At 46.3% G+C, this 20,748-nt stretch carries 23 protein-coding genes and 3 rRNA genes; 14 read left to right on the forward strand and 12 right to left on the reverse strand.

All coding sequences use genetic code 11. From position 1 onward, the window contains the following. Window positions 1-423 precede the first annotated feature (423 nt). Entirely contained in the window at window positions 424-594 is a 171-nt protein-coding gene (locus QT990_RS09355; protein ID WP_333139929.1) for a hypothetical protein, read from the forward strand. Next, window positions 581-1,174 carry a hypothetical protein gene (locus QT990_RS09360; RefSeq protein WP_333139927.1) on the forward strand — a complete coding sequence of 198 codons (594 nt, stop codon included), beginning with the start codon at window positions 581-583 and terminating at the stop codon, window positions 1,172-1,174. Before QT990_RS09355 ends, QT990_RS09360 begins: the two co-directional genes overlap by 14 nt. Window positions 1,175-1,238: 64 nt before the next feature. On the opposite strand, the gene rrf (QT990_RS09365) is transcribed toward QT990_RS09360, so the two are convergent. From rrf (QT990_RS09365) to sufR, 7 genes are all read right to left on the reverse strand, one after another. Next, a 5S ribosomal RNA gene (gene rrf, locus QT990_RS09365) occupies window positions 1,239-1,355 on the reverse strand. Window positions 1,356-1,563: 208 nt separating this feature from the next. Then, on the reverse strand, window positions 1,564-1,713 hold the full coding sequence (locus QT990_RS09370) for a hypothetical protein (protein WP_333139926.1): 150 nt from the start codon (window positions 1,711-1,713) through the stop codon (window positions 1,564-1,566). A gap of 188 nt (window positions 1,714-1,901) precedes the next feature. Further along, window positions 1,902-2,018: ribosomal RNA gene (gene rrf / locus QT990_RS09375) — 5S ribosomal RNA — on the reverse strand. 208 nt (window positions 2,019-2,226) lie between these two features. After that, window positions 2,227-2,430 carry a hypothetical protein gene (locus tag QT990_RS09380; protein ID WP_333465169.1) on the reverse strand — a complete coding sequence of 68 codons (204 nt, stop codon included), beginning with the start codon at window positions 2,428-2,430 and terminating at the stop codon, window positions 2,227-2,229. Between the two features lie 134 nt (window positions 2,431-2,564). Beyond that, window positions 2,565-2,681, reverse strand: a 5S ribosomal RNA gene (gene rrf, locus QT990_RS09385). A gap of 207 nt (window positions 2,682-2,888) precedes the next feature. Next, window positions 2,889-3,296 carry a hypothetical protein gene (locus tag QT990_RS09390; RefSeq protein ID WP_333051988.1) on the reverse strand — a complete coding sequence of 136 codons (408 nt, stop codon included), beginning with the start codon at window positions 3,294-3,296 and terminating at the stop codon, window positions 2,889-2,891. A gap of 118 nt (window positions 3,297-3,414) precedes the next feature. Continuing rightward, window positions 3,415-4,113: an iron-sulfur cluster biosynthesis transcriptional regulator SufR gene (gene sufR / locus QT990_RS09395; RefSeq protein ID WP_333139922.1), complete on the reverse strand. Its 699-nt coding sequence runs from the start codon at window positions 4,111-4,113 to the stop codon at window positions 3,415-3,417. A gap of 188 nt (window positions 4,114-4,301) precedes the next feature. Here sufR and sufB point away from each other — a divergent pair, with 188 nt between their 5' ends. From sufB to QT990_RS09425, 6 genes are all read left to right on the forward strand, one after another. Next, window positions 4,302-5,744, forward strand: coding sequence for a Fe-S cluster assembly protein SufB (gene sufB, locus QT990_RS09400; RefSeq protein ID WP_333139920.1), 1,443 nt, complete (start codon window positions 4,302-4,304; stop codon window positions 5,742-5,744). Window positions 5,745-6,034: 290 nt separating this feature from the next. After that, the gene (sufC, locus tag QT990_RS09405; RefSeq protein WP_333139918.1) at window positions 6,035-6,826 is read left to right on the forward strand and encodes a Fe-S cluster assembly ATPase SufC; all 792 of its coding nucleotides are present in this window, start codon (window positions 6,035-6,037) and stop codon (window positions 6,824-6,826) included. Then, window positions 6,823-8,166, forward strand: a complete 1,344-nt coding sequence (sufD, locus tag QT990_RS09410; RefSeq protein WP_333139916.1) for a Fe-S cluster assembly protein SufD — start codon at window positions 6,823-6,825, stop codon at window positions 8,164-8,166. The genes sufC and sufD overlap by 4 nt, the downstream gene beginning before the upstream one ends. A 232-nt stretch (window positions 8,167-8,398) precedes the next feature. Beyond that, window positions 8,399-9,661, forward strand: coding sequence for a SufS family cysteine desulfurase (locus tag QT990_RS09415; protein WP_333465170.1), 1,263 nt, complete (start codon window positions 8,399-8,401; stop codon window positions 9,659-9,661). A gap of 134 nt (window positions 9,662-9,795) precedes the next feature. Further along, complete coding sequence (locus QT990_RS09420) at window positions 9,796-10,224, forward strand: Imm1 family immunity protein (protein WP_333031910.1); 429 nt, start codon at window positions 9,796-9,798, stop codon at window positions 10,222-10,224. Between the two features lie 157 nt (window positions 10,225-10,381). Further along, a complete protein-coding gene (locus QT990_RS09425; RefSeq protein ID WP_333139912.1) occupies window positions 10,382-11,014 on the forward strand; it encodes a Uma2 family endonuclease in 633 nt (210 codons plus the stop codon). Window positions 11,015-11,074: 60 nt separating this feature from the next. On the opposite strand, the gene QT990_RS09430 is transcribed toward QT990_RS09425, so the two are convergent. Further along, window positions 11,075-11,899 (reverse strand): NAD-dependent epimerase/dehydratase family protein, encoded by an 825-nt coding sequence (locus QT990_RS09430; protein WP_333465172.1) that lies wholly within the window; start codon window positions 11,897-11,899, stop codon window positions 11,075-11,077. Between the two features lie 113 nt (window positions 11,900-12,012). Here QT990_RS09430 and QT990_RS09435 point away from each other — a divergent pair, with 113 nt between their 5' ends. Next, on the forward strand, window positions 12,013-12,864 hold the full coding sequence (locus QT990_RS09435; RefSeq protein ID WP_333410267.1) for a DUF1232 domain-containing protein: 852 nt from the start codon (window positions 12,013-12,015) through the stop codon (window positions 12,862-12,864). A 163-nt stretch (window positions 12,865-13,027) separates the two neighbouring features. On the opposite strand, the gene QT990_RS09440 is transcribed toward QT990_RS09435, so the two are convergent. Further along, window positions 13,028-13,342, reverse strand: coding sequence for a hypothetical protein (locus QT990_RS09440; protein ID WP_039887678.1), 315 nt, complete (start codon window positions 13,340-13,342; stop codon window positions 13,028-13,030). A gap of 144 nt (window positions 13,343-13,486) precedes the next feature. Next, window positions 13,487-13,657, reverse strand: a complete 171-nt coding sequence (locus QT990_RS09445; protein WP_333410268.1) for a hypothetical protein — start codon at window positions 13,655-13,657, stop codon at window positions 13,487-13,489. A gap of 50 nt (window positions 13,658-13,707) precedes the next feature. On the opposite strand from QT990_RS09445, the gene QT990_RS09450 reads away from it, so the two are divergent. From QT990_RS09450 to QT990_RS09470, 5 genes are all read left to right on the forward strand, one after another. After that, window positions 13,708-14,289, forward strand: coding sequence for a hypothetical protein (locus QT990_RS09450; protein ID WP_333139903.1), 582 nt, complete (start codon window positions 13,708-13,710; stop codon window positions 14,287-14,289). 468 nt (window positions 14,290-14,757) lie between these two features. After that, complete coding sequence (locus QT990_RS09455; RefSeq protein WP_333103284.1) at window positions 14,758-15,231, forward strand: TspO/MBR family protein; 474 nt, start codon at window positions 14,758-14,760, stop codon at window positions 15,229-15,231. A gap of 6 nt (window positions 15,232-15,237) precedes the next feature. Then, on the forward strand, window positions 15,238-15,723 hold the full coding sequence (locus QT990_RS09460) for an AAA family ATPase (protein WP_333139901.1): 486 nt from the start codon (window positions 15,238-15,240) through the stop codon (window positions 15,721-15,723). Continuing rightward, the gene (locus QT990_RS09465) at window positions 15,704-16,459 is read left to right on the forward strand and encodes a tRNA(His) guanylyltransferase Thg1 family protein (protein WP_333139899.1); all 756 of its coding nucleotides are present in this window, start codon (window positions 15,704-15,706) and stop codon (window positions 16,457-16,459) included. Before QT990_RS09460 ends, QT990_RS09465 begins: the two co-directional genes overlap by 20 nt. 92 nt (window positions 16,460-16,551) lie before the next feature. Beyond that, complete coding sequence (locus QT990_RS09470) at window positions 16,552-16,707, forward strand: hypothetical protein (RefSeq protein WP_333103280.1); 156 nt, start codon at window positions 16,552-16,554, stop codon at window positions 16,705-16,707. A gap of 1 nt (window position 16,708) precedes the next feature. On the opposite strand, the gene QT990_RS09475 is transcribed toward QT990_RS09470, so the two are convergent. Both QT990_RS09475 and hslO read right to left on the reverse strand, forming a co-directional pair. Further along, the gene (locus QT990_RS09475; RefSeq protein WP_333139897.1) at window positions 16,709-18,772 is read right to left on the reverse strand and encodes a hypothetical protein; all 2,064 of its coding nucleotides are present in this window, start codon (window positions 18,770-18,772) and stop codon (window positions 16,709-16,711) included. Between the two features lie 618 nt (window positions 18,773-19,390). Then, window positions 19,391-20,290 carry an Hsp33 family molecular chaperone HslO gene (gene hslO / locus QT990_RS09480; protein ID WP_333139895.1) on the reverse strand — a complete coding sequence of 300 codons (900 nt, stop codon included), beginning with the start codon at window positions 20,288-20,290 and terminating at the stop codon, window positions 19,391-19,393. Window positions 20,291-20,748 lie beyond the last annotated feature (458 nt).

Here is a 20,748-nt window from a genome sequence, read left to right on the forward strand (position 1 = left end):
ACTCTAAAGAGATTGGGCTTGCAAGAGAAATCAAGTAAGCCATTCTGACCAGCCTAAGACCTTCGAGGTCTACGTTATTTAGGTCACGACACCCTGTGGATGCGACGCTAGTCCCCTGCCCTGTCGCTAGTAGTTAAACAGTTTCAAGGTCACTGAGACAGTGCTGCTAGCCTAACAAGCCCTGATAACATTGGCGAAGCGAACATTACCCCGCAAGGGAGGCTCCACAAGAGCAACATTATGCGTACAGGGTTACAAGGTTTGAGACGATAACTGTCTCGTCGAAAGTGCATTACAAAAGTACACCGAACTAAGTAACTCCAAGGCGGTAATGACAAGAAAGATTCAAGGCGATTGAAACCGCTCGTGTCGTTTCCCTCTCAGGTCTAAAGACTCTGAGTTTCCCACTTACCGAGTTTTTTTATGAAGTACCCACTGCATACAGTTTCCAAGCCAGTCTCAGGTAGCGAAGTTCAAAAACTTGCTCATGCGCTTAAGACTGGCGGTTATGTTGCAAATGAAGCTGCTTTAGCTTTAGCTAAACGGATTGCCGCTCGTCGCCATCGTCGGACAACTGCCAATGCCGCCAAGTAGTAAGTTTGCGGGAGTTGATTTTTCCGATCTGCCTGTCGAGCATTTAACCTCCGAGCTTACCATTTCTGGTCAGGGGTTTCGTTGTCTGCGGGGTGAGTTTGTCACCTACTGGCGACAAGGACGCATTCAGCGAGATATAGATGCTCGTATCAGTCAATGCTGGATTTTACGCTGTGAAGACAGTTTGGCAGGTTACATCACCCTACTCACAGATAAACTGGAATTAGCCGAACAAATCCTGCTTGACGAAGGCGTTCAGTACCAGTCGTTTCCAGCTATCAAGATTGGTTTACTAGCGGTAGATAGACGTGCGAAAGGAGCCGGTCGCCGTCTAGTTGAATGGGCAGTAGAGTACGTTGCAGCGGAGATTTCACCTACAGTTGGCGTGCGCTTTATGACCGTTGACGCACTTTACGACCCGGATACTACTCCTCCCTATGACGCATCTGGCTTTTACGAGAAGTTTGGTTTTCAATTTGTCGATCCTAATGAGTCTTTACCATCATCAGTGCCTTATCGTACAATGTATCTCGATCTCAAGCCATTGATCGATCTATTGAGTATCCAAGATAACGACTAATAACTCACCCAAAAACTAAAGCCCTTTTCCGTTGTTGCGGGAAAAGAGCTTTAATTTATTATTAACCTGGCACTGAGCTATTTTACCGGGCAGTGACCCGCCGAGTATCTTCGCCATAGCAACGTTTAACAACCGAGTTCGGGATGGATCGGAGTGGTTCCATTACATCATAAGCACCAGGAAAGCTTTGAAAACTTTTAATCCTGTGTCTGCGTTTAGCTTAATGTTAAGCTTGATGCGCTGCATCTCTTTCGCTCGACTTAATTACTGTATCAAGTTTTCCCCGGTCTGTCAACCCCAAAGTCAAAAGTTTTTTTCGATCGCCCGAAACAGCCTCCAATAGCCGAGTTTGACGTATTATTTGCCAGTGTTGCCGATCGACCTTTAACTCACAAATCCAAAAAAGCCGCCTCGGTTCCCTGTTCTGTGGGAATCTTCCCGTCCTTCACAAACCACGCCACGACCTGCTTAACTGTTAATTGTTCGATCGCCCTTTCAGATTCTGTCGCAATTTGCCTCTCATCCCGCAAAGACGCCACCACCCTATTCGTAAAAAAGTTTTCACAACTCGCATCAAGTTCGATCGACCCTAAATCTGCTGCTGGCCCAGAATATTGAGATTTCTACAAAGGGCCCAAGACTTGCTGTGGTGTAGATGCCTAATCACTCCCCAAAAAACTAAAGCCCTTTTCCGTTGTTGCGGGAAAAGAGCTTTAATTTATTATTAACCTGGCACTGAGCTATTTTACCGGGCAGTGACCCGCCGAGTATCTTCGCCATAGCAACGTTTAACAACCGAGTTCGGGATGGATCGGAGTGGTTCCATTACATCATAAGCACCAGGAAAGCTTTGAAAACTTTTAATCCTGTGTCTGCGTTTAGCTTAATGTTAAGCTTGATGCGCTGCATCTTTTTCGCTCGACTTAATTACCTTATCAACTTTTCCTTTGTCTGTCAACCCTTTTGTCAAAAGTTTTTTTCGATCGCCCGAAACCGCTGGAATTATCGGGGTTTGAGGCCGGGTTTGGGCGTGCGACCGATCGACCTTTAACTCACAAATCAAAAAACGCCGCCTCGGTTCCCTGTTCTGTGGGAATCTTCCCGTCCTTCACAAACCACGCCACGACCTGCTTAACTGTTAATTGTTCGATCGCCCCTCCCGATTCTGTCGCCATTTGCCTCAACGGCCGCAAAGACGCAATTACCAAATTCGTAAAAAAGTTTTCAAAACTAGCATCAAGTTCTATCGACCACAAATCTGCTGCTGACCCAGAATATTGAGATTTCTACAAAGCGCCCAAGACTTGCTGTGGTGTAGATGCCTAAGAACTCACCAAAAAACTAAAGCCCTTTTCCGTTGTTGCGGGAAAAGAGCTTTAATTTATTATTAACCTGGCACTGAGCTATTTTACCGGGCAGTGACCCGCCGAGTATCTTCGCCATAGCAACGTTTAACAACCGAGTTCGGGATGGATCGGAGTGGTTCCATTACATCATAAGCACCAGGAAAGCTTTGAAAACTTTTAATCCTGTGTCTGCGTTAAGCTTGAGCTAAGTTTGATGCGCTGCATCTCTTTCGCTCGACTTAATTACCTTATCAAGTTTTCCCCTGTCTGTCAACCCCTTTGGCAAAACTTTTTTTCCATCGCCCGAAACCCCCCCCAATAGTCGAGTTTGACGTATTATTTGCCAGTGGGGCCGATCGACCTTTAACTCACAAGTCCAAAAACGCCGCCTCGGTTCCCTGTTCTCTGCGAATCTTCCCGTCCTTCACAAACCACGCCACGACCTGCTTAACTGTTAATTGTTCGATCGGGCTTTCAGATTCTGTCGCAATTTGCCTCAACGGCCGCAAAGACGCAATTACCAAATTCGTAAAAAAGTTTTCAAAACTAGCATCAAGTTCGATCGATCCTTTAATACTCTCATCATTCTTAATCCAATCCATCACCTGCCCATTAGTCACCTCAGCCACCGGCTTCCCAGTCTCCCCAGCAATTTGCTTGAGCACCCTCAAAGCATAAATTGCCACCCGCGCCGAAAACTTTTCCTTCGACGACAGCAGCGCCATATCAACTTCGGCACACTCTTCCGGCTTTAAAAAATCTGCTAGCGGTTCCATATATTAAAAATTAGTAATTGCTAATCGGTAATGGGTAATCCGTGACATCCGTGACATCCGTGACATCCCTTACACTCATCCGTTGTCGAACTTCCATGCGTGACATCCGTTACATCCGTTACAAAATCCGTTGCCGAACTTCTTCCTTCCTCCTTGCAATCAAATAACCGCAGCGGTGTTCCCCATTAATAATCCAGTGAGTCCGCTCCACAGTACAGTCCGGCAACACCCCCGCAAACATTTCCAACTCATTACCGCAGACACTCGGAAAAGTTTCAGCAACATTAGAAATCGCGCAGTTGTGTTCCATCAACACAAATCGATCGCCCTTCCCAGCGCGATCGCAGATCCCAACCTCTACCGATTCTACAGGATAACACTCAGCCATATAGCCTTCAGCCCTGCGGAGTTCCATTAACTTAGTCACCCGCTCTTCCAGCGAACCCGCACCCACCAGCCGCCGATACTCCGTCGCCTTGCGCTGCCACTGTTTTTGCAAGATAGTAATCACTTGCTCGCGGCCGACGGTTTCCGCCAACGTATCCAGAAAAGAGACAGCAAAATCACCGTAACGATTCGGGAATCGATCGCGCCCCTGACTGGTAAGCTCATAAATGTGCTGCGGCCGCCCCATCCCAGCCTGAACCGACTGATACTGAATCAGCCCCTCCGCTTCCAAATCCTTCAAGTGACGGCGAATCGCCTGCGGACTGATATCCAAAGACTCCGCCAACTCAATAGCCGTCCCCTGCCCCCCCTTGAGCAAATATTGCAGGATGTCTTGTTTCGTGGAAGTCTGCTGAGTAGTCTCCATCATCTTCACAAAAAATTATTAATTTGACTTTGACAATATCACTATTGTTAATGTAGCTTAAAATATAGTAAAGCAACAAATCTGTTGTTTAACTTCCCAGAGCAGTCCAGCAGAACTCGCTCAAGCCCTGACAGGCATTGCCCCGTCTGCCATCCAGAGAGCATTATCTAGAACACTGAACACGCAAAATAATGAGTTCTACCACAGTCAAAACCTTAGTCAACCAGCCGTATAAATACGGTTTCGTCACCGACATCGAGTCAGACACCATCCCCCGCGGCTTGAGCGAAGATGTAGTCCGCCTGATTTCCGCCAAGAAAAACGAACCGGAATTCATGCTGCAATTCCGCCTCAAAGCATACCGGAAGTGGTTGACAATGACCGAGCCCACCTGGCCCCACGTCAACTATCCCGCGATCGACTACCAACAAATTATCTACTATTCCGCCCCCAAACAAAAGCCCAAAAAGCTCAACAGTTTGGACGAAGTAGACCCGACACTGCTAGAAACCTTCGAGAAACTCGGCATTCCCCTCTCCGAACAGAAGCGGCTGGGAAATGTCGCCGTCGATGCCGTTTTCGACAGCGTTTCAATTGCCACAACATTTAGAGAAAAGTTAGCCAAAGATGGTGTTATTTTCTGTTCCATTTCAGAAGCCGTCAAAGATTATCCCGAATTAATAGAAAAATATCTCGGCAGCGTCGTACCAGTCGGCGATAACTTTTTCGCAGCCCTCAACTCCGCCGTATTCAGCGACGGTTCCTTTGTTTACATTCCCAAAGGGGTCAAATGCCCAATGGAATTGTCAACCTATTTCCGCATCAACAACGGAGATTCCGGCCAGTTCGAGCGCACACTAATTGTGGCTGAAGAAAACAGTTCTGTGTCTTACCTAGAAGGCTGCACCGCGCCGATGTTTGACACCAATCAACTGCACGCCGCCGTCGTGGAATTGGTAACAATGGACAATGCCGATATCAAATACTCCACAGTGCAAAACTGGTACGCTGGCGACGCCAACGGCAAAGGCGGCATTTACAACTTTGTGACGAAACGGGGTTTGTGTCAAGGAGTCAATTCTAAGATTTCTTGGACACAAGTAGAAACCGGTTCAGCGATTACTTGGAAATATCCCAGTTGCGTGTTAGTCGGCGACAACTCGGTGGGCGAATTCTACTCGGTAGCGTTGACAAATAACAAGCAGCAAGCTGACACCGGCACAAAAATGATCCACATTGGTAAAAATACTCGCAGCACGATTATCTCTAAGGGAATTTCGGCGGGTAATTCATCCAACAGCTATCGCGGTTTGGTGAAAATGGGGCCTAACTCTAAAGGCTCTCGTAATTACTCTCAGTGCGATTCCATGCTGATTGGGGATAACGCTCAAGCGAATACTTTCCCTTATATTCAAGTGCAGAACCACACTGCTAAAGTCGAACACGAAGCTTCTACTTCTAAGATTGGGGAAGAGCAATTGTTCTTCTTCGCACAGCGGGGAATTTCAGCAGAAAATGCTATTTCGATGATGATTAGCGGTTTCTGTAAAGATGTTTTCAATCAGTTACCGATGGAATTTGCGGCGGAAGCTGATAAGCTGTTGAGTCTGAAACTGGAAGGAAGTGTCGGATAATTTTCGCGGGCAAGAAATTCTTCCAGGCCGAGTCCATCGGTGACAACTTAAGCTCCCCGTCCGCCAGGGAATGAATTCCTTGGCTAATAGCTAAACTCCTCTAAACAGGACTAATGAGTTTAAAAATTTTCTTCTCAGTCCTCTTCAGAGGACTTTAGCTTTGAGACAGGGAATTCATTCCCTGGCGGACTATCGGTTTAACGTTAAATTGTCACCAATGGGCAGAGCCTAGGAACGAGAAGAACGAGCAAAAAAACTGTAAAGTGCATTGAGGAAAAGGACAAAAATAGATGATTGTAGAAAATAGTCAAGTGGTGCTATCCGTCCGCGATTTAACTGCGAATGTGGAAGATACCCAAATCCTGAAGGGTTTGAATCTGGAAATTAAATCGGGTGAAATTCACGCGATTATGGGCCCGAACGGTTCTGGAAAAAGCACTTTATCCAAGATATTGGCGGGTCATCCTGCTTATACAGTAACAGGCGGAGAAGTGACATTTCTTGGTCAAAATTTGCTGGAATTAGCGCCGGAAGAACGCTCTTTAGCTGGCGTGTTCCTAGCTTTCCAATATCCTTTAGAAATTCCCGGCGTTAGCAATCTGGATTTCTTGCGCGTGGCTTACAATGCTCACCGCAAACATCGCGGCTTGGAAGAATTGGATGCTTTTGATTTCCAAGATTTAATCGAGGACAAGCTGGATATTGTCAAGATGAATGATTCTTTTTTAGGCCGCAGCGTAAATGAGGGTTTTTCCGGTGGCGAGAAAAAGCGGAATGAAATTTTGCAAATGGCTTTGTTGGAACCGAAATTAGCTATTTTGGACGAGACTGATTCGGGTTTGGATATCGATGCTCTCAAGATTGTCGCCGGCGGTGTGAATCAGTTGTCAAATGCGGAAAATTCGATGTTGGTGATTACTCACTATCAACGGTTGCTGAATTACATTATTCCTGATTTTATTCACGTCATGGAAGCCGGCAGAATTATCTTGACTGGCCCGAAAGAGTTGGCGCTGGAATTGGAAGAGCGCGGTTATGACTGGGTTGTGGAAGAGGAAGCAGCAGGAGTAGGCGCGCGATGATGAATACGCAAGTTGCGAGTAGGGAAATGTTTTTGACTGATTTGGTGAATCAGTGCAGCAAGTTGGAGGCTGCTAATAGCAAAAGTGCGGCTTACGGGTTGCAGGATTTGCGGGCTGTGGCGACGGAATACGTGCTTTCTTCGAGTTTTCCGACGGTGAGGGATGAGGAATGGCGCTTTACTGATTTGTCGCCGGTGTTGCAAATTCCTTTTCATATACCCCAGAGCAATCAGTCAAAAGTTAAGCTGGCTGATATCATTATGCCAGTGAAAAACCGGGATGATTTACCATTAAGATTGGTATTTGTCAACGGTTTTTATGCGCCGGATTTGTCAACGGTGGAGTCGTTGGTTTTGCCGAATTTGCCGATCGACTTTTACGCAGGTAATCTATCGAATGTACCTGAAAAATATCAAGGGCGCATCAGCGATGTTTTGAGCAAGCACAGACAGCAAACCGAGGTGTTTACCGCGCTGAATACTGCGGGTTTGGCGGATTCTGCGGTGGTGTTCGTACCGGCCAATATGTCGATCGAACTTCCGATTCACTTGCTGTTCCTGACAGCACCAGGTGCATCTGGCACGATGTGCCAGCCGCACTGCTTGGTCATAGCTGAGCCTGGAAGCAATGTGACGCTGATTGAGGATTACGCAACTATCGGTAATGTACCAGCCTTTACTAATGCTGTAACGGATGTTATTGTCGGCGAAAACGCTACTGTGAACCACGTTCGGCTGCAGCGGGAAGGTGGGGAGGTTGTTCATATCGGCAAAAGTGCGATCGAACAATCTCGTAATAGCCGTTACACTTGTCATGCTATCAGCTTGGGAGGCAAAATATCGCGGCACAATTTAGAAGTTTTTCAGCGCGGCGAAGCCACTGAAACAACTTTAAACGGCTTAACCGTAGCCTTTGGCGAACAGTTATCAGACACTCACAGTGTAATCGATTTCAATCACCCCCACGGTACAAGCCGCCAACTGCACAAGTGCATTATCGGCAACAAAGCTCGTGCTGTATTTAACGGCAAAGTTTTCGTTCGCAAAGCCGCCCAATTGACAGATGCCGGACAATTGAGCCGGAATTTGTTGTTGTCGCCAAGAGCTCGCGTAGACACAAAACCGCAGTTGGAAATTGTCGCCGACAACGTTAAATGTTCCCACGGTGCAACTGTCAGTCAATTAGAAGATGATGAGCTTTTTTACTTGCAAAGTCGCGGTTTGGATTTAGAAAGAAGCCGCTATTTGCTAATCGATGCTTTTGCGGCGGAAATGCTCAATCAATTACCGATTCTTGGGGTGGCGAAAATGCTTTCAACCTGCATGGCTATCCAAGGATAAAGGAATTAGCAACAGACGGGAGGGTGTTTTATTACCTTTGCAATCAAAGCCGGAGATCCCCCTAAATCCCCCTTAAGAAGGGGGACTTTGAGAATACTCTTGTCCCTCCCTGGATAAGAGGGACTTTGAGAATACTCTTGTCCCCCCCTTAATAAGGGGGGTTAGGGGGTATCTCCGGGTTTCAGAATACGCCTTATAAGCGAGTTCCACAACAATACTAACTTCAAAAAATATGACACTTATTCAAGAAAAAACACTTGCATCAAAAGTTCGCGGCGACTTCCCTATTTTGAATGAAAAAGTTAACGGTAAACCGCTAGTTTATTTAGACAATGCAGCTACTTCTCAAAAACCCCTAGCTGTGCTCAACGCTTGGCGTGATTACTACGGACAATACAATGCAAACGTCCACCGGGGTGCTCACACTCTCAGCGCCAAAGCGACTGATGCTTACGAAGGTGCGAGAGACAAAGTTGCGGCGTTTGTAAATGCGGCGTCACGGCAAGAAATTGTTTACACTCGCAACGCCACCGAAGCGATTAATTTGGTTGCTTATTCTTGGGGTTTGAGCAATCTGCAAGCTGGAGATGAAATTATCCTGTCGGTGATGGAACACCACAGCAATCTCGTGCCGTGGCAAATGATGGCTCAAAGAACCGGTGCGGTGCTGAAGTTTGTGGAGTTAACGGAAACTAACGAGTTTGACTTGGAACAGTTTAAAACGCTAATTTCCCATAAAACTAAGTTGGTTTCAACCGTTCACGTTTCTAATACTTTGGGCTGCATCAGTCCAGTCAAAGAAATCTGCAAAATTGCCCACAGTTTCGGCGCAAGAGTTTTAATTGATGCTTGCCAAAGCGTGCCGCACATGATAGTAGATGTGCAAGCAATAGATTGCGATTGGCTGGTTGCTTCCGGTCACAAAATGTGCGCTCCGACTGGCATCGGTTTTCTGTACGGTAAGCTGGACTTGCTGAGAGAAATGCCTCCGTTTTTCGGCGGCGGCGAGATGATTGCTGACGTGTTTCTCGATTATTCCACCTATGCCGATTTGCCGCACAAATTTGAGGCCGGCACCCCTGCAATCGGCGAGGCGATCGCCCTTGGTGCAGCAATCGATTATCTTAGTAACATTGGCATGGATAAGATTCACGCTTGCGAAGCAGAATTGAATGCTTATATGTTCCAAAAATTGCGGCAAATTCCCGAAATCAAAATTTACGGGCCGCAACCAGACAGCAACGGCGAAGGTAGGGCAGCTTTGGCGGCATTTACAGCGGGAGAAATTCACCCTCAAGACTTGTCTACCATGTTAGATCAGGAGGGAGTCGCGATTCGTTCCGGGCATCACTGCACGCAAGCTTTGCACCGCTATTTGAATATTTCATCTACTGCCAGGGCGAGTTTGTATTTTTACAATACTCGCGAGGAAATTGATGTGTTTGTGAAAGCGTTGAAAGAGACGATCGACTTTTTTGCGGGGATTATGGGATAATTTGGTGGGTGATGGTGCGCGGGTAGAAATTGAGAAGCGATCGCCCTTTTTTTGACCGCAGATGCAGGCAGATGAACACGGATGAACGCGGATGAAGAAGAGAGCGATCTCACCCCAAATATAATCAGGCGATAATGTTTGTGTTAAACCTATCAGCAGAAAATTGGGTGGGCAACCAGGATGAAGGTGACTTAATAGAAAGTCCTACTTGGAGTCAAATAGAACAAGCCATCCGCGAGTTAAATGGGAAAACTAAAACTTTAGTTACCTTGGGTGCAGATGACGAGTGTTATATGAGCATTGGTGGCGGCGAATCCGGCAAATATATTGTTAACGTAACTTTTGATAACGTTAGCTTCCACAATTTAGTAGATCCATCAAAACCAGATGCAATAGAAAAGCTAGTTATCGGCGGACAAGAAGGTAATTATTCCGCCCGGATGTGTGTAAATTTAGAGACGGCACTGTTGGCAGCTCAAACATTTACAGTATCAGGACAACTTCAAATATCACTGTCTTGGGAAGAAGAGAAAGAATTAGCGGTGTCATCAAATAAGATTTAACACAACCTAAGTGAAGTGCGATCGCTCTTTCTTCATCCGCGTTCATCAGCGTCTATCCGCCTGCATCTGCGGTTCAAAAAAAGAACCCCCTTTTTGATAGTATCTGGGCCTGTGGTAAAATAAAACTAGAGTTTTCTCAGCTCAAGGAGATTTTGAGATGATTGCTACTACTTCAAGTTTAGCCGAACAAAGAACACTGCTAGAAAACATTAGCTGGCAGACCTTTGAAACGTTGCTCAAAGAAATAGGCGATAAGCGAGGTTATCGCATAGCTTACGATGAAGGGAGACTGGAAATTATGGCGCCACTATTTGAACATGAGAACTACAAAAGCAATTTCGGTAATTTCATCCTGGCTTTAGCAGAAGAACTCGACATTGAAATTAAAAGTGCTGGCTCAACTACTCTCAAACTCAAAAATGCCAAAAAAGGCATAGAACCAGATAACTGTTATTATATCCAAAATGAAGCAGCAGTTAGAGGCAGGCAAGAACTAGATTTAGAAACTGCCCCACCGCCCGACTTAGCAATTGAAATAGATATTACCAGCAGTTCAGTTGATAAGTTTGCCATTTACTCCGCACTTCGCGTCCCGGAACTCTGGCTATATAACGGGCGCGTTTTGAAATTTTATCAGTTGGTAGAAACTGAATATATTGAGCGCGACTTTAGTATTGCTTTTCCCTTTGTATCGGTAGCAGAAATGGCTGGGTTTTTCAGTCGCACTCAAACGATAGGAGAAATTGCTTTGCTGAAATCCTTTAGAACTTGGGTGAAAGGGAAAATATAATATTCTCTAGCAAGGTGCGCCGTGCACACCCTACATAATTAGGTGCTGCGCCCAAGACTATTAAAACTCCCTAATTTCAGGATGGATAAACTGATAACCCGCCGCCTTAATCTTTTGATTCGACACCCTAGCATTATAAGGCCGCACGCTAGGACTTCCATCCCAAGAAACTTTAGGCAAATTATTAGCTTCAAAAATGCGATCGAGCAATTCGCGACTGGATAGGGACACATCCCCGACTAAATTGTAAATTCCCTGCAATCGATTTTCCCAAGCAAAGGTTAACCCCCCAACAATATCATCCCGATGCACCCAATTAGTAACATCTTCCCCCCTACCGGGACGAGTGTTCCCAGCCCAGCCGCCAAAGATTTTAACTAATTCTCGCCCCGGCCCATAAATTCCTCCCAAACGGAGAATGCAGACGTGAAGATTGGGACTCGATGCTGCTAATAAAACCCGTTCTGTTTCGGCGAGAATTTCACCGTTTGGATTAGCGGGCGCGACGGGTGATTCTTCATTTACCAATTCACCTTGGCGATCGCCATACACAGAATAAGTACCCGTATAAATAACCTGCTTTACTGTCGGTATCTGCTGTAAAACCGATACTAAAGTTGTCGCAGTATCTATATAACTTTCCCGATAAGTATGAGGATTTCGGGCCCCGACGCACAGCATAACAGCATCTTGTTCTTGCAGTACAGAGGCGATCGCATCTTTGTCATTTCCTTTGAGCACGGCTACCCGCTGCGCGACACCCTCCAACTCAACTACTCGCGTCGCCGTGGTAGTTGTCGCCGTCACGGTACAATCAGATTTGCCGCGTAAATGTTTGGCTGTCGCAGTACCTACATAGCCGCAGCCGACGATCGCAACTTTCATAAAAAAATTCTCCATTGTGTCATGTTCTCTCAAATTATTGCCTGTTTCTGCAATCATGGCGCGCTGAGTTTTGTGGTAAAATGCAAAGCGTCGTTATCAATCGGAGTAGCATCGTGTCCGAGAGAGATATTTTTGCCACATCCTCAGAAAGCGAACTTTTAGCTTTTTATGGTTCTTTGTTTGCGATCGCAGCCGCCGATGGTTCCGTTGATATTGACGAACTAGATTTGTTGTTTAAAACCATAAATTTAGACAAATTTTCTGACTCTGCAAAGACTCAAATCCAATCCTACACAGCCAGTCCCCCATCACTCAGCGACTGTTTGCAAACACTCAGCAAGTCACAAGAACCGCTGCGTTTGGGAGTCATGTATTTTTTAATTAACATTGCTGGCGCAAATAAGACGCTGCATCCTGCAGAAAGCGAGGCGATCCAATCCGCAAAAAAACTGCTGGCGGTTTCCGACTTGCAAATCCAAGCCATGCAGGAATTCATCGCAGACATGAAACAAATACGGGAGGCCGCCCCTAATAAAAATCAGGCATCAGCATCCTTCAAGTCTGCTGTTTCCCAGCTTAAAACTAAGGGCATTCCTCTCGATTTGATCGACCGGAAAGGAACCACAACAAACCTCAGCAACCCCAAAATTAACTATTCAGATGAAAGTTTTTGGACTAAACTTAAAAACTTTGCTTTGACAGCAGGAAGAGAAGTAGTTGAAAAAGCTTTGATTCTCTACTATACGGCTCAGAACCCAAACGTGCCTGCTTGGGCAAAAGGAGTTGTAGTTGGAGCTTTGACCTATTTTATATCTCCTGTCGATGCCATTCCCGATATATTAGTCGGCATGGGATTTACGGACGATTTGGGAGTATTGCTGGCGGCAATAGCTACTGTTTCAGTATACATTAATGCTGATACTAAAGAACAAGCCAAACAAAAAATGAAAAATTGGTTTGGCTGATAATATTATGTCCGGTGGATCGTTTTGTTTCCGTCTGCATCGGAATAATATAATCTGAATAACATAGCAGTTGTCAATCGGATGAAATACAGGACACGGCACTGCCGTGTCCCTACCCAATATCTGTAATCCACTCAACTGAAAACTTGATTATTGGGGGTTCTCAGTCTTTAATCGGCTTGCCATCTCGATTGACAATACGGCTTTCACCATCCTTAGCCGTGACATTTTCATAAACCCCTTCATCCCGCTTCACGTACTTGCTGAAACCCGAATTTTTATAATCGGTGTCGGATGTCGGCTTCATCAATCTCGGAGCGCTCAGCAGCCGGCGTACCGGAGCATCTGCGGGAGTGTCCCCGGGTTCGCACTTAGCCAACTCGCACAGTTGGCCCCAAGTCGAAACTTCCAGGTTCATGCTGTGCGAAACTTCTAACTGCTGGTTGTTTTTGGGACAAAAATAATCGTATACAGGCATACTAAGAATCTCGTTTGCAACTACTAAAATTACTAATTGCACGGTTATTGAGAATATTATAGCTCAACCTTACTAAAAATTCAAGCCCAAAAATCAAACTTTACTATTTTTAACGGTTGTTGAAACCTTAAATCAGCTATATTATTAACCCAGTGTGCTTGCTCCCGGATGCGATCGAGACAAAGCCCAAAAGTACCCTACCCTGACATCCTCTGACTCGATCGCACGATCGCACGATCGACAGCAAATGCCCGCAAGACTTCCGTGAATGCCGTCAAAGGATCGATCGTAATTTTCAGACTGTACGCAAATCACAGATTCTAAGTTTCAATTTTATTTATTTACTCACCAGCGAGGATTTACCGATGAGCGATTTCAAAGTTACCCCAGAAGTAGAGCTGAACACAGCTCAAATGTTAGAGCGATACCAACTGCAAGATGAGACAAACCTGCGGCGTTGGGCAAAACTGCACGGCATTAACAGCACTCGCGGTTTCTTCTATCCCAGTGAAGTAGATTTGATGGATCACGCTCACCACCATCTTTACAATTTGGGAATGAGCATTGCCGATTACCAAAGCCTTTTAGACCGGCGCCGCACCCATTCCCAGACACCGGGCGACCAAAATAAAACAGTAGCAAGTCAAGTTGCTGACGAAGCATACGATGCCATAGAAACGCTGACAGATCAGTATGCTGAAGCTATAGATTTAATGGGAGAACGTATAGCAGACCATTTCATAGATGAACTCGATTTATCTGTGATGCGACACCTTTCTCAAAAAGTGAAAGACCGCCGCACTCTCAACGGTCAAGCTAAAAAGCCTAACCGTTTTCTCCAAGTAATTAAAGCCGTGTTGCAACCGAGCAGCGAAAATACGCTTCTGGTTCCCAAAAAAGAGGATGACTCTAGTTTAGAATTAGAACAGCATCATCGGCTCGGCTAGCAGCCGATTTTTGTGAAAGACTAAGAGACTTTTTGTAAAATTTACTGCTCAAATTTACTGAAAAGCACACCCGAACCCTCCCCTTTTCAAGGGGAGGGAGCAAGAGTCAGTCGATTTTAGATTTTAGATTTTAGATTTTAGAATTGAAGCATTGAAGCATTGACCCCACAGATAAATTGGGGGGGCAAGTTTCATCGGATACAGGTTTTTTATTTCTGGGTTCTGAGTCTGCGAAGGAATGAATCACGTGGCGGGTATCCTGGATGCTTTCGGTCACATTTTTTATATTATGAAGGGGAACTGAAGAGAATAAATTAACGTTTCCCAGAAATCTAAATAACTTTTAAACTGATGTTGGGTTTTGCGAATCAGCCAAACCTAATATAACTGGGGACAGATGGCGCGGTCGCCCAAATTAGAGATAATATCTGCAGAATTGAACCTGTCAACCTCGCCCAAGGTAAAAAAATGATTAAATCCTGGATGGTAATTGGAGGCGTCGCCTTTGTAGTAGCTTTAGCTGCTAGCTTAATCCCGCCCAGGGACATCCAATGGTTCAACCGCTTGCAGCGTCCGAGATGGCTAGTATTTGAAAGAGCAATTCCCCTAATTTGGACAGTAATTTTTATTTGTGCAGCTTGGTCAGCAGTGATTGTCTGGGAAAAACAACCAGGAACTCAGGAGACTTGGCTGAGAATGGGTTTGTACCTGCTTTTAGAAATAGTAACTATGTCTTACACGTCGGTTATGTGCAAAGTTAGGAGCCTAAAAGTCGGCACAATAATCGGCGGAACGGGCGCTATTTTAAGCGTAATCCTAGCTTTAACTGTGTTGCCAGTTTCCGAGCCAGCCGCCCTGTTATTACTACCTTACATACTTTGGAGTCCGATCGGCACTTACACCACTTGGGTAATGATGCACCTCAATCCGGCGGATGTTTAGCCTCTCATGGAATTAGTCATTTTAATGGGATTGCAAGCATCGGGAAAAAGCACATTTTTTCGCGACTATTTAGCGGCCACGCACGTTTTGGTCAGCAAAGATTTAATGCCAAACAATAAAAATAAATCACGCCGACAAATTCAATTAATTGAAGATGCACTGCAAGCAGGTCATTCAGTCGCTGTTGATAATACCAATCCCGAAGTTCTCGATCGCAAGCCGCTGATTGATATGGGTCGCACTTATAATGCCAAAATCATCGGTTACTACTTTGAATCAATAGTCAGCGACTGTTTAGCTCGAAATCAAAAGCGATCGGGCAAATCTCAAGTTCCAGACATAGCAATTTATGCTACTATAAAAAAAATGGTATTGCCCAGTTACGGCGAAGGGTTTGAACGGCTGTTTTGGACCCGCATAGCAGAAAACTTAACCTTTGAAGTAAAAACCTGGCCTGCAGAGGAAGTTATTCATGGACAATCAGACATTTGAAAAAAAAATGCGCGAGCTTGAATATTTTCACAGCCTGCGTTTATTGCCGGGAACTCACACAGTAATTCGCGCCGACGGTCGCAGTTTTTCAAAATTTACTTCCTCCAGTTTTGATAAGCCTTTCGACTTAAAATTCCACGAATTAATGGTGGAAACTGCCAAAGCGCTCCTGTCAGAACTAGACGGCATTTACGCTTATACCGAAAGTGACGAAATCTCAGTTTTGTTTCCTCCAGATTGGGATTTATTTGACCGCAGCTTAGAAAAAATTGTCTCTATTTCTGCCAGTATTGCCAGTGCAACTTTCACTCGCGCCGCCCAAACAGCAGTCAGTTTTGACAGCCGCATTTGTTCTGCAGCCAACAAATCGCAAGTAGTAGATTATTTTCTATGGCGCCAAGCAGATGCAGCGCGCTGCGCTTTGAATGGCTGGAGTTATTGGATGCTGCGAAAAAATGGCGAAACGGGTGAAAATGCAGCAGTTATATTAGAGAAACAATCGGTGGCTTTCAAAAACGAATTGCTGTTTCAAAACGGAATTAACTTTAACGAACTGCCGGCTTGGCAGCGCCGGGGAACGGGAGTGTATTGGGAAAAATACGATAAACCAGGTTATAACCCGATCGAAAACAAAGAAGTTGTGGCAGTGCGGCGGCGACTCAAAGTTGATGAAGATTTGCCCATGAAAGAGGAATACAAAGAATTTATTTACCAATTTTTAAATGTTGGCGATTAACGATTAAGGATCTCTTGTCAAATCCGCTGGCAATTGATGAATTCTTAGTTTGTTTTAACTCACATCTTGCAGCATTCTCAAGAACAGGCAAGATGCCTGTTCCACAAGAAAATTCACTCTTTGTGGAACAGGCATCTTGCCTGTTCATAAAAGGCTTATTGACAATGGTGCAAGATGTGAGTTTTAACCGAATGCAAGCTGTGAGACGGGGGTTTAAACCCCCGCCCAATGTCGGGCAAACCAGTTAACCTAGCGATTGCCAGAGCTGGTAGGAGGCTCAGTTTCCGGCGGTTCAGGAGGGGGAGATTCAGACTCAGGAGGGTTCAGCGACTCCTCCCAAACTTTGATTTGCGATCGAGCTTGCTCAAAAGCCCGAGTACCCGAAGGAATTTTCTTCAAAGTCGCGATCGCCCCAGCCAGATCCGACGACGACTCTTCCACACCCAGCGCCAAAATCCGCTGACTCCACTCATCAATCGCCTCACTCGCCTGCCACCGGAGCGAACTCGACTCCGGCACCTGACTTGCCAGCGCAATTGCCGTTTGCAAAGCGTCAGCAGTCCCGGATCTGGCCGTCTGACGGGCGCTCTGCAAACCTTGCTCGCCCTGAAATTGAGCCTCCCAAGTCCGAATGTTCGATCGAGCTTCCTCATAAAGCACCCGTCCCGATCGAATCCGGCGGGCCATCTCAATTGCCCCCGCCAAATTGCCGCCCGCCGCTAGCTGCTGAGCTCTATCCAAAAACGGCTGGTCAACAAGCCGCTGTCTCCTCTCGATCCAAGCTTGAATTTTGGTTTGAGCTTCCACGTAAAGCGCCCTACCTCTAGCGATCCGAGAAGCTTGAGCAACGGCCGCTTCCAGAGCATTCGGATCGCCCGTACTCGCCAAATCGTTCGCTCTTTGCAAATACGGACTGTCTTCCAGCAGCTCGATTTGACGGCTCAAAGTGGTAATTTGACGGCGAGCTTCCGAAGCGCGGGGATTTGATTCCGGGACTGTTTGCAATTGCGCGATTGCAGCCCTCAAATCATTGACCCCACCCGGCGCCGCCAGCCTGCTTGCCATATCCAAAACTTTCACATCAGCCATTTCTTGTTGCCAGCGGCCGACTAAATCTTGAGCTTGCTTGTATAAAGGGCGGCCGGACTTCAACTTTTGAGCAATCTCGATCGCCTTGGAGAAACCCTCAACAGAGCCAGTCAAAGCCTGAGAAGTAGCATTCGCCAACTCATTAAAATCTTGTACTTGTTCCCTTAAATTTGCCGACTCAGGAATCTTGTTTGCGATCGCGATCGCCTCCTGCCAATCCCCTGCCTGCAAGCGTTTTTGCGCGATCTCCATAATTTTCTTGCTAAATTCCGCGATCGCCTTATTGGCAGCTTGATACAAATAACTGTTTTGATCAATTCCCTCAGCCAGCTTAATCCCCGTCACCAGATTGTCGAGACCTCCCTCGGAGGCTTTATTCCGGGCTTTTACCAACTTATTGCCCTCAGCCCGAGTCGTCTGAATTAGCTTAGTCAATTCCTCGTACTTAGCCGATTCCCAGAAAGTATTTCCCAAATCCAAAAGCAGAGTAGCTTGGCGGAAAGCCAGCGGCCACTCTTCCTGACGCAAGTGGTCTTCAGCCGTGCGGTAAATTTTCTCTGCATCGCTCCATATCGACTGCCACTTTTCAATCTGCTTTTCCACCTTCGGGTAAGCGGGAACGTTTTGAGGAACCTTACGAGCGAGCGCAATCGCCTCCTCCAGCTTTCCTTCTTGGAAACTAGCATTTCCCAGCCTGAGAATATCCTCCGACCACCGATCGATTTGAGTGTTAATTCTCGGCCGCAGCGGATGGTCTTGTGGCAAAGCATTCACTAATTCGATCGCCCTGAGCAAATCATCCGCCGTCCGCTTGCTTGCTGCTTCTTGAGCGCAAAAAAAGCGATCGTTAGCAGAAGCCGTCGGCCAAAAAATCTTTGAGCAATTGGACTGCGAGGTCAGGTTGAGCAAAGAGGCAATTGCCACAAACCCCATACCCACCGATAGCATCAAACTCAGCGCCAGCCAAAACTGCCACTTATTCGACCAGTTCCGCCACAACGGATTGTGTTCCCCCGGCGGCTGCGAGTTTTCCCCAGACAAATTCGGCGGTAGTTCCAGATGCCCTCCCGGCAGTTTTCCCGAAGTAACCAACTCTCGGAGCTCTTTAAGTCGTTGGGCCCGGTTTTTCCTTGCTGGTAAGCGCACCAGCGACGAAGTATCCTTTGTTGACTCCAAGGATTCTGATGCAGACCAACGGCCTGATGTTTTGCGATCTTGACTCATATCCTCACCACAAACAACAACCAGCCTGTCTTAATTATTTCAAAACAGCGATCGCTGCTATTGACTGCTCTATAGAATGTATTCATAAAAAAACTCGGTAAGTGGGAAACGAGCGCGACTTCAGTCCTGAGAGGAAAACGACTCGGCGATTTCAATCGCCTTGAGTCTTTCCCCTTTCGGGTTGGAGGGGTATGGTTGCCCCTCCGATGAGGTATGGTTGCCTCAGTCTCCCTTGCGGGGTAATGTTCGCCTCGACCTGGTTATAAAGGCTTGTTAGACCTGCGACACTGTTTCAGTGACTTTAAAACTGTTTAATCGCAGGTGACAGAGCCCAAAACTGGCGGATCATTCGCCGGTGTCGTGACCTAAATAACGTCTCCTCTTGCGAGGGGTCTGGTCAGCATAGCTTGCTCGATTTCTCTTACAAGCTCAGTAGCTTTAGCCCGCTCGTTACTGACCACTTTTAAATACTCGTGCAGGCGAAAGACTAAAAGAGCCGATCGCCAAACCGCAAAAATCAAAATTTTGTGATTAGGTAATTGATAATGCGTAATTGGCAATTGGTCAAGGCCGTCATCCCTAACTCGCACTCAATAGAGCCAATTACACATTATCCTCTCAAGAACCGGAGTTTGATCGCAAATCGCCGATGAGTTCCGCAAGTTGGTCGCTATTAGCTTTGTAAACCTCGTTGCAGAAATGGCACGTAGCCTCAGCCCCCCCATCTTTTTCAATCATGTCTTGGAGTTCCGCTTCGCCCAACATTTTCAGAGCTCCCAAAACTCGATCGAACGAACAGCCACAGTCAAAGCGCACCATCTGAGTTTCCGGGAAAATTTCCAGCCCCATATCTCCCAGTAACTCTTCGAGAATCTGGTGCAGCGTTTTGCCCGATCGCAGCAGTGGCGTAAAGCCCGACAATTGAGCAACTCTAGATTCTAAAGTTTGCACCAATTTTTCGTCCGTTGCAGCCTTCGGCAGAACCTGCAACAGCACACCCCCAGACGCTTCTACCCCGCCCGCCCCCACAAACACCCCCAAAACCAGAGCCGAAGGCGTTTGCTCCGAGGTTGCCAAATAGTGAGTCAGATCGTCGCCAATTTCGCCGGAAACCAATTCTACCGTACTGGAATAAGGGAAGCCGTATCCAACGTCCCGCACCACGTACAAATAACCGTCACCTATTGCCCCGCCGACATCGAGTTTGCCTTTAGCATTGGGTGGCAATTCCACTTCGGGATTGTCCACATAACCTCGAACCGTTCCATCCAGTCCCGCATCAATCAGAAGCCCGCCCAGCGGCCCATCTCCTTTGATGCGAATGTTGACTCTCGATTCGGGCCGCTTCATGCTGGAGGCGAGTAACAGTCCCGCCGACATCGTGCGGCCGAGGGCGGCTGTAGCCACGTAGGAGAGCTTATGCCGCTGTCTTGCTTCTTCGGTGAGGCGGGTGGAAATGACGGCTACAGCGCGAATTCCGCCCTCTGCGGCTGTAGCGCGAATTAATTGATCGGCCATGAAAAACCTTACTTTGTCTTTTAATACCTTCTTGAACTATTTTAGAAGTTCTTGAAGGTTGTGGCAGCAGATAGCAGCAGTTGAGTCGGCGGGCCTGGGAGTGCGATCGAACTTGTTTTAACTATCAAAGCAATAATATTACATTTCGCAATTTATGTTTATAAAATTTAAAAAAATTTTTGAACAAATAAAACTCCCAGCCGTGTATGCTTTGCTACATAGAAAGACAAAAAGAGTAGATTTACAGAATTTCGCGCATTGATTTGTAGCGTCAGTTTTTATCCAAACGGATCTGCATTTATCTGCGCCTGTATGCGGTATTTTTTTACTTTTCAGTTAAATTTTCGATGGCGATTTTGGTTAACTGCTAAAAGGTTGTGAGGAGATATGAATAATTTTCAAGACGTTTTGTTGCCTCTGCAAAAGCCATTTGAAATTAATTCATAATTAACGGAAAC

Source organism: Microcoleus sp. T3_B1 (assembly GCF_036700445.1).
Classification (GTDB): Bacteria; Cyanobacteriota; Cyanobacteriia; order Cyanobacteriales; family Microcoleaceae; genus Microcoleus.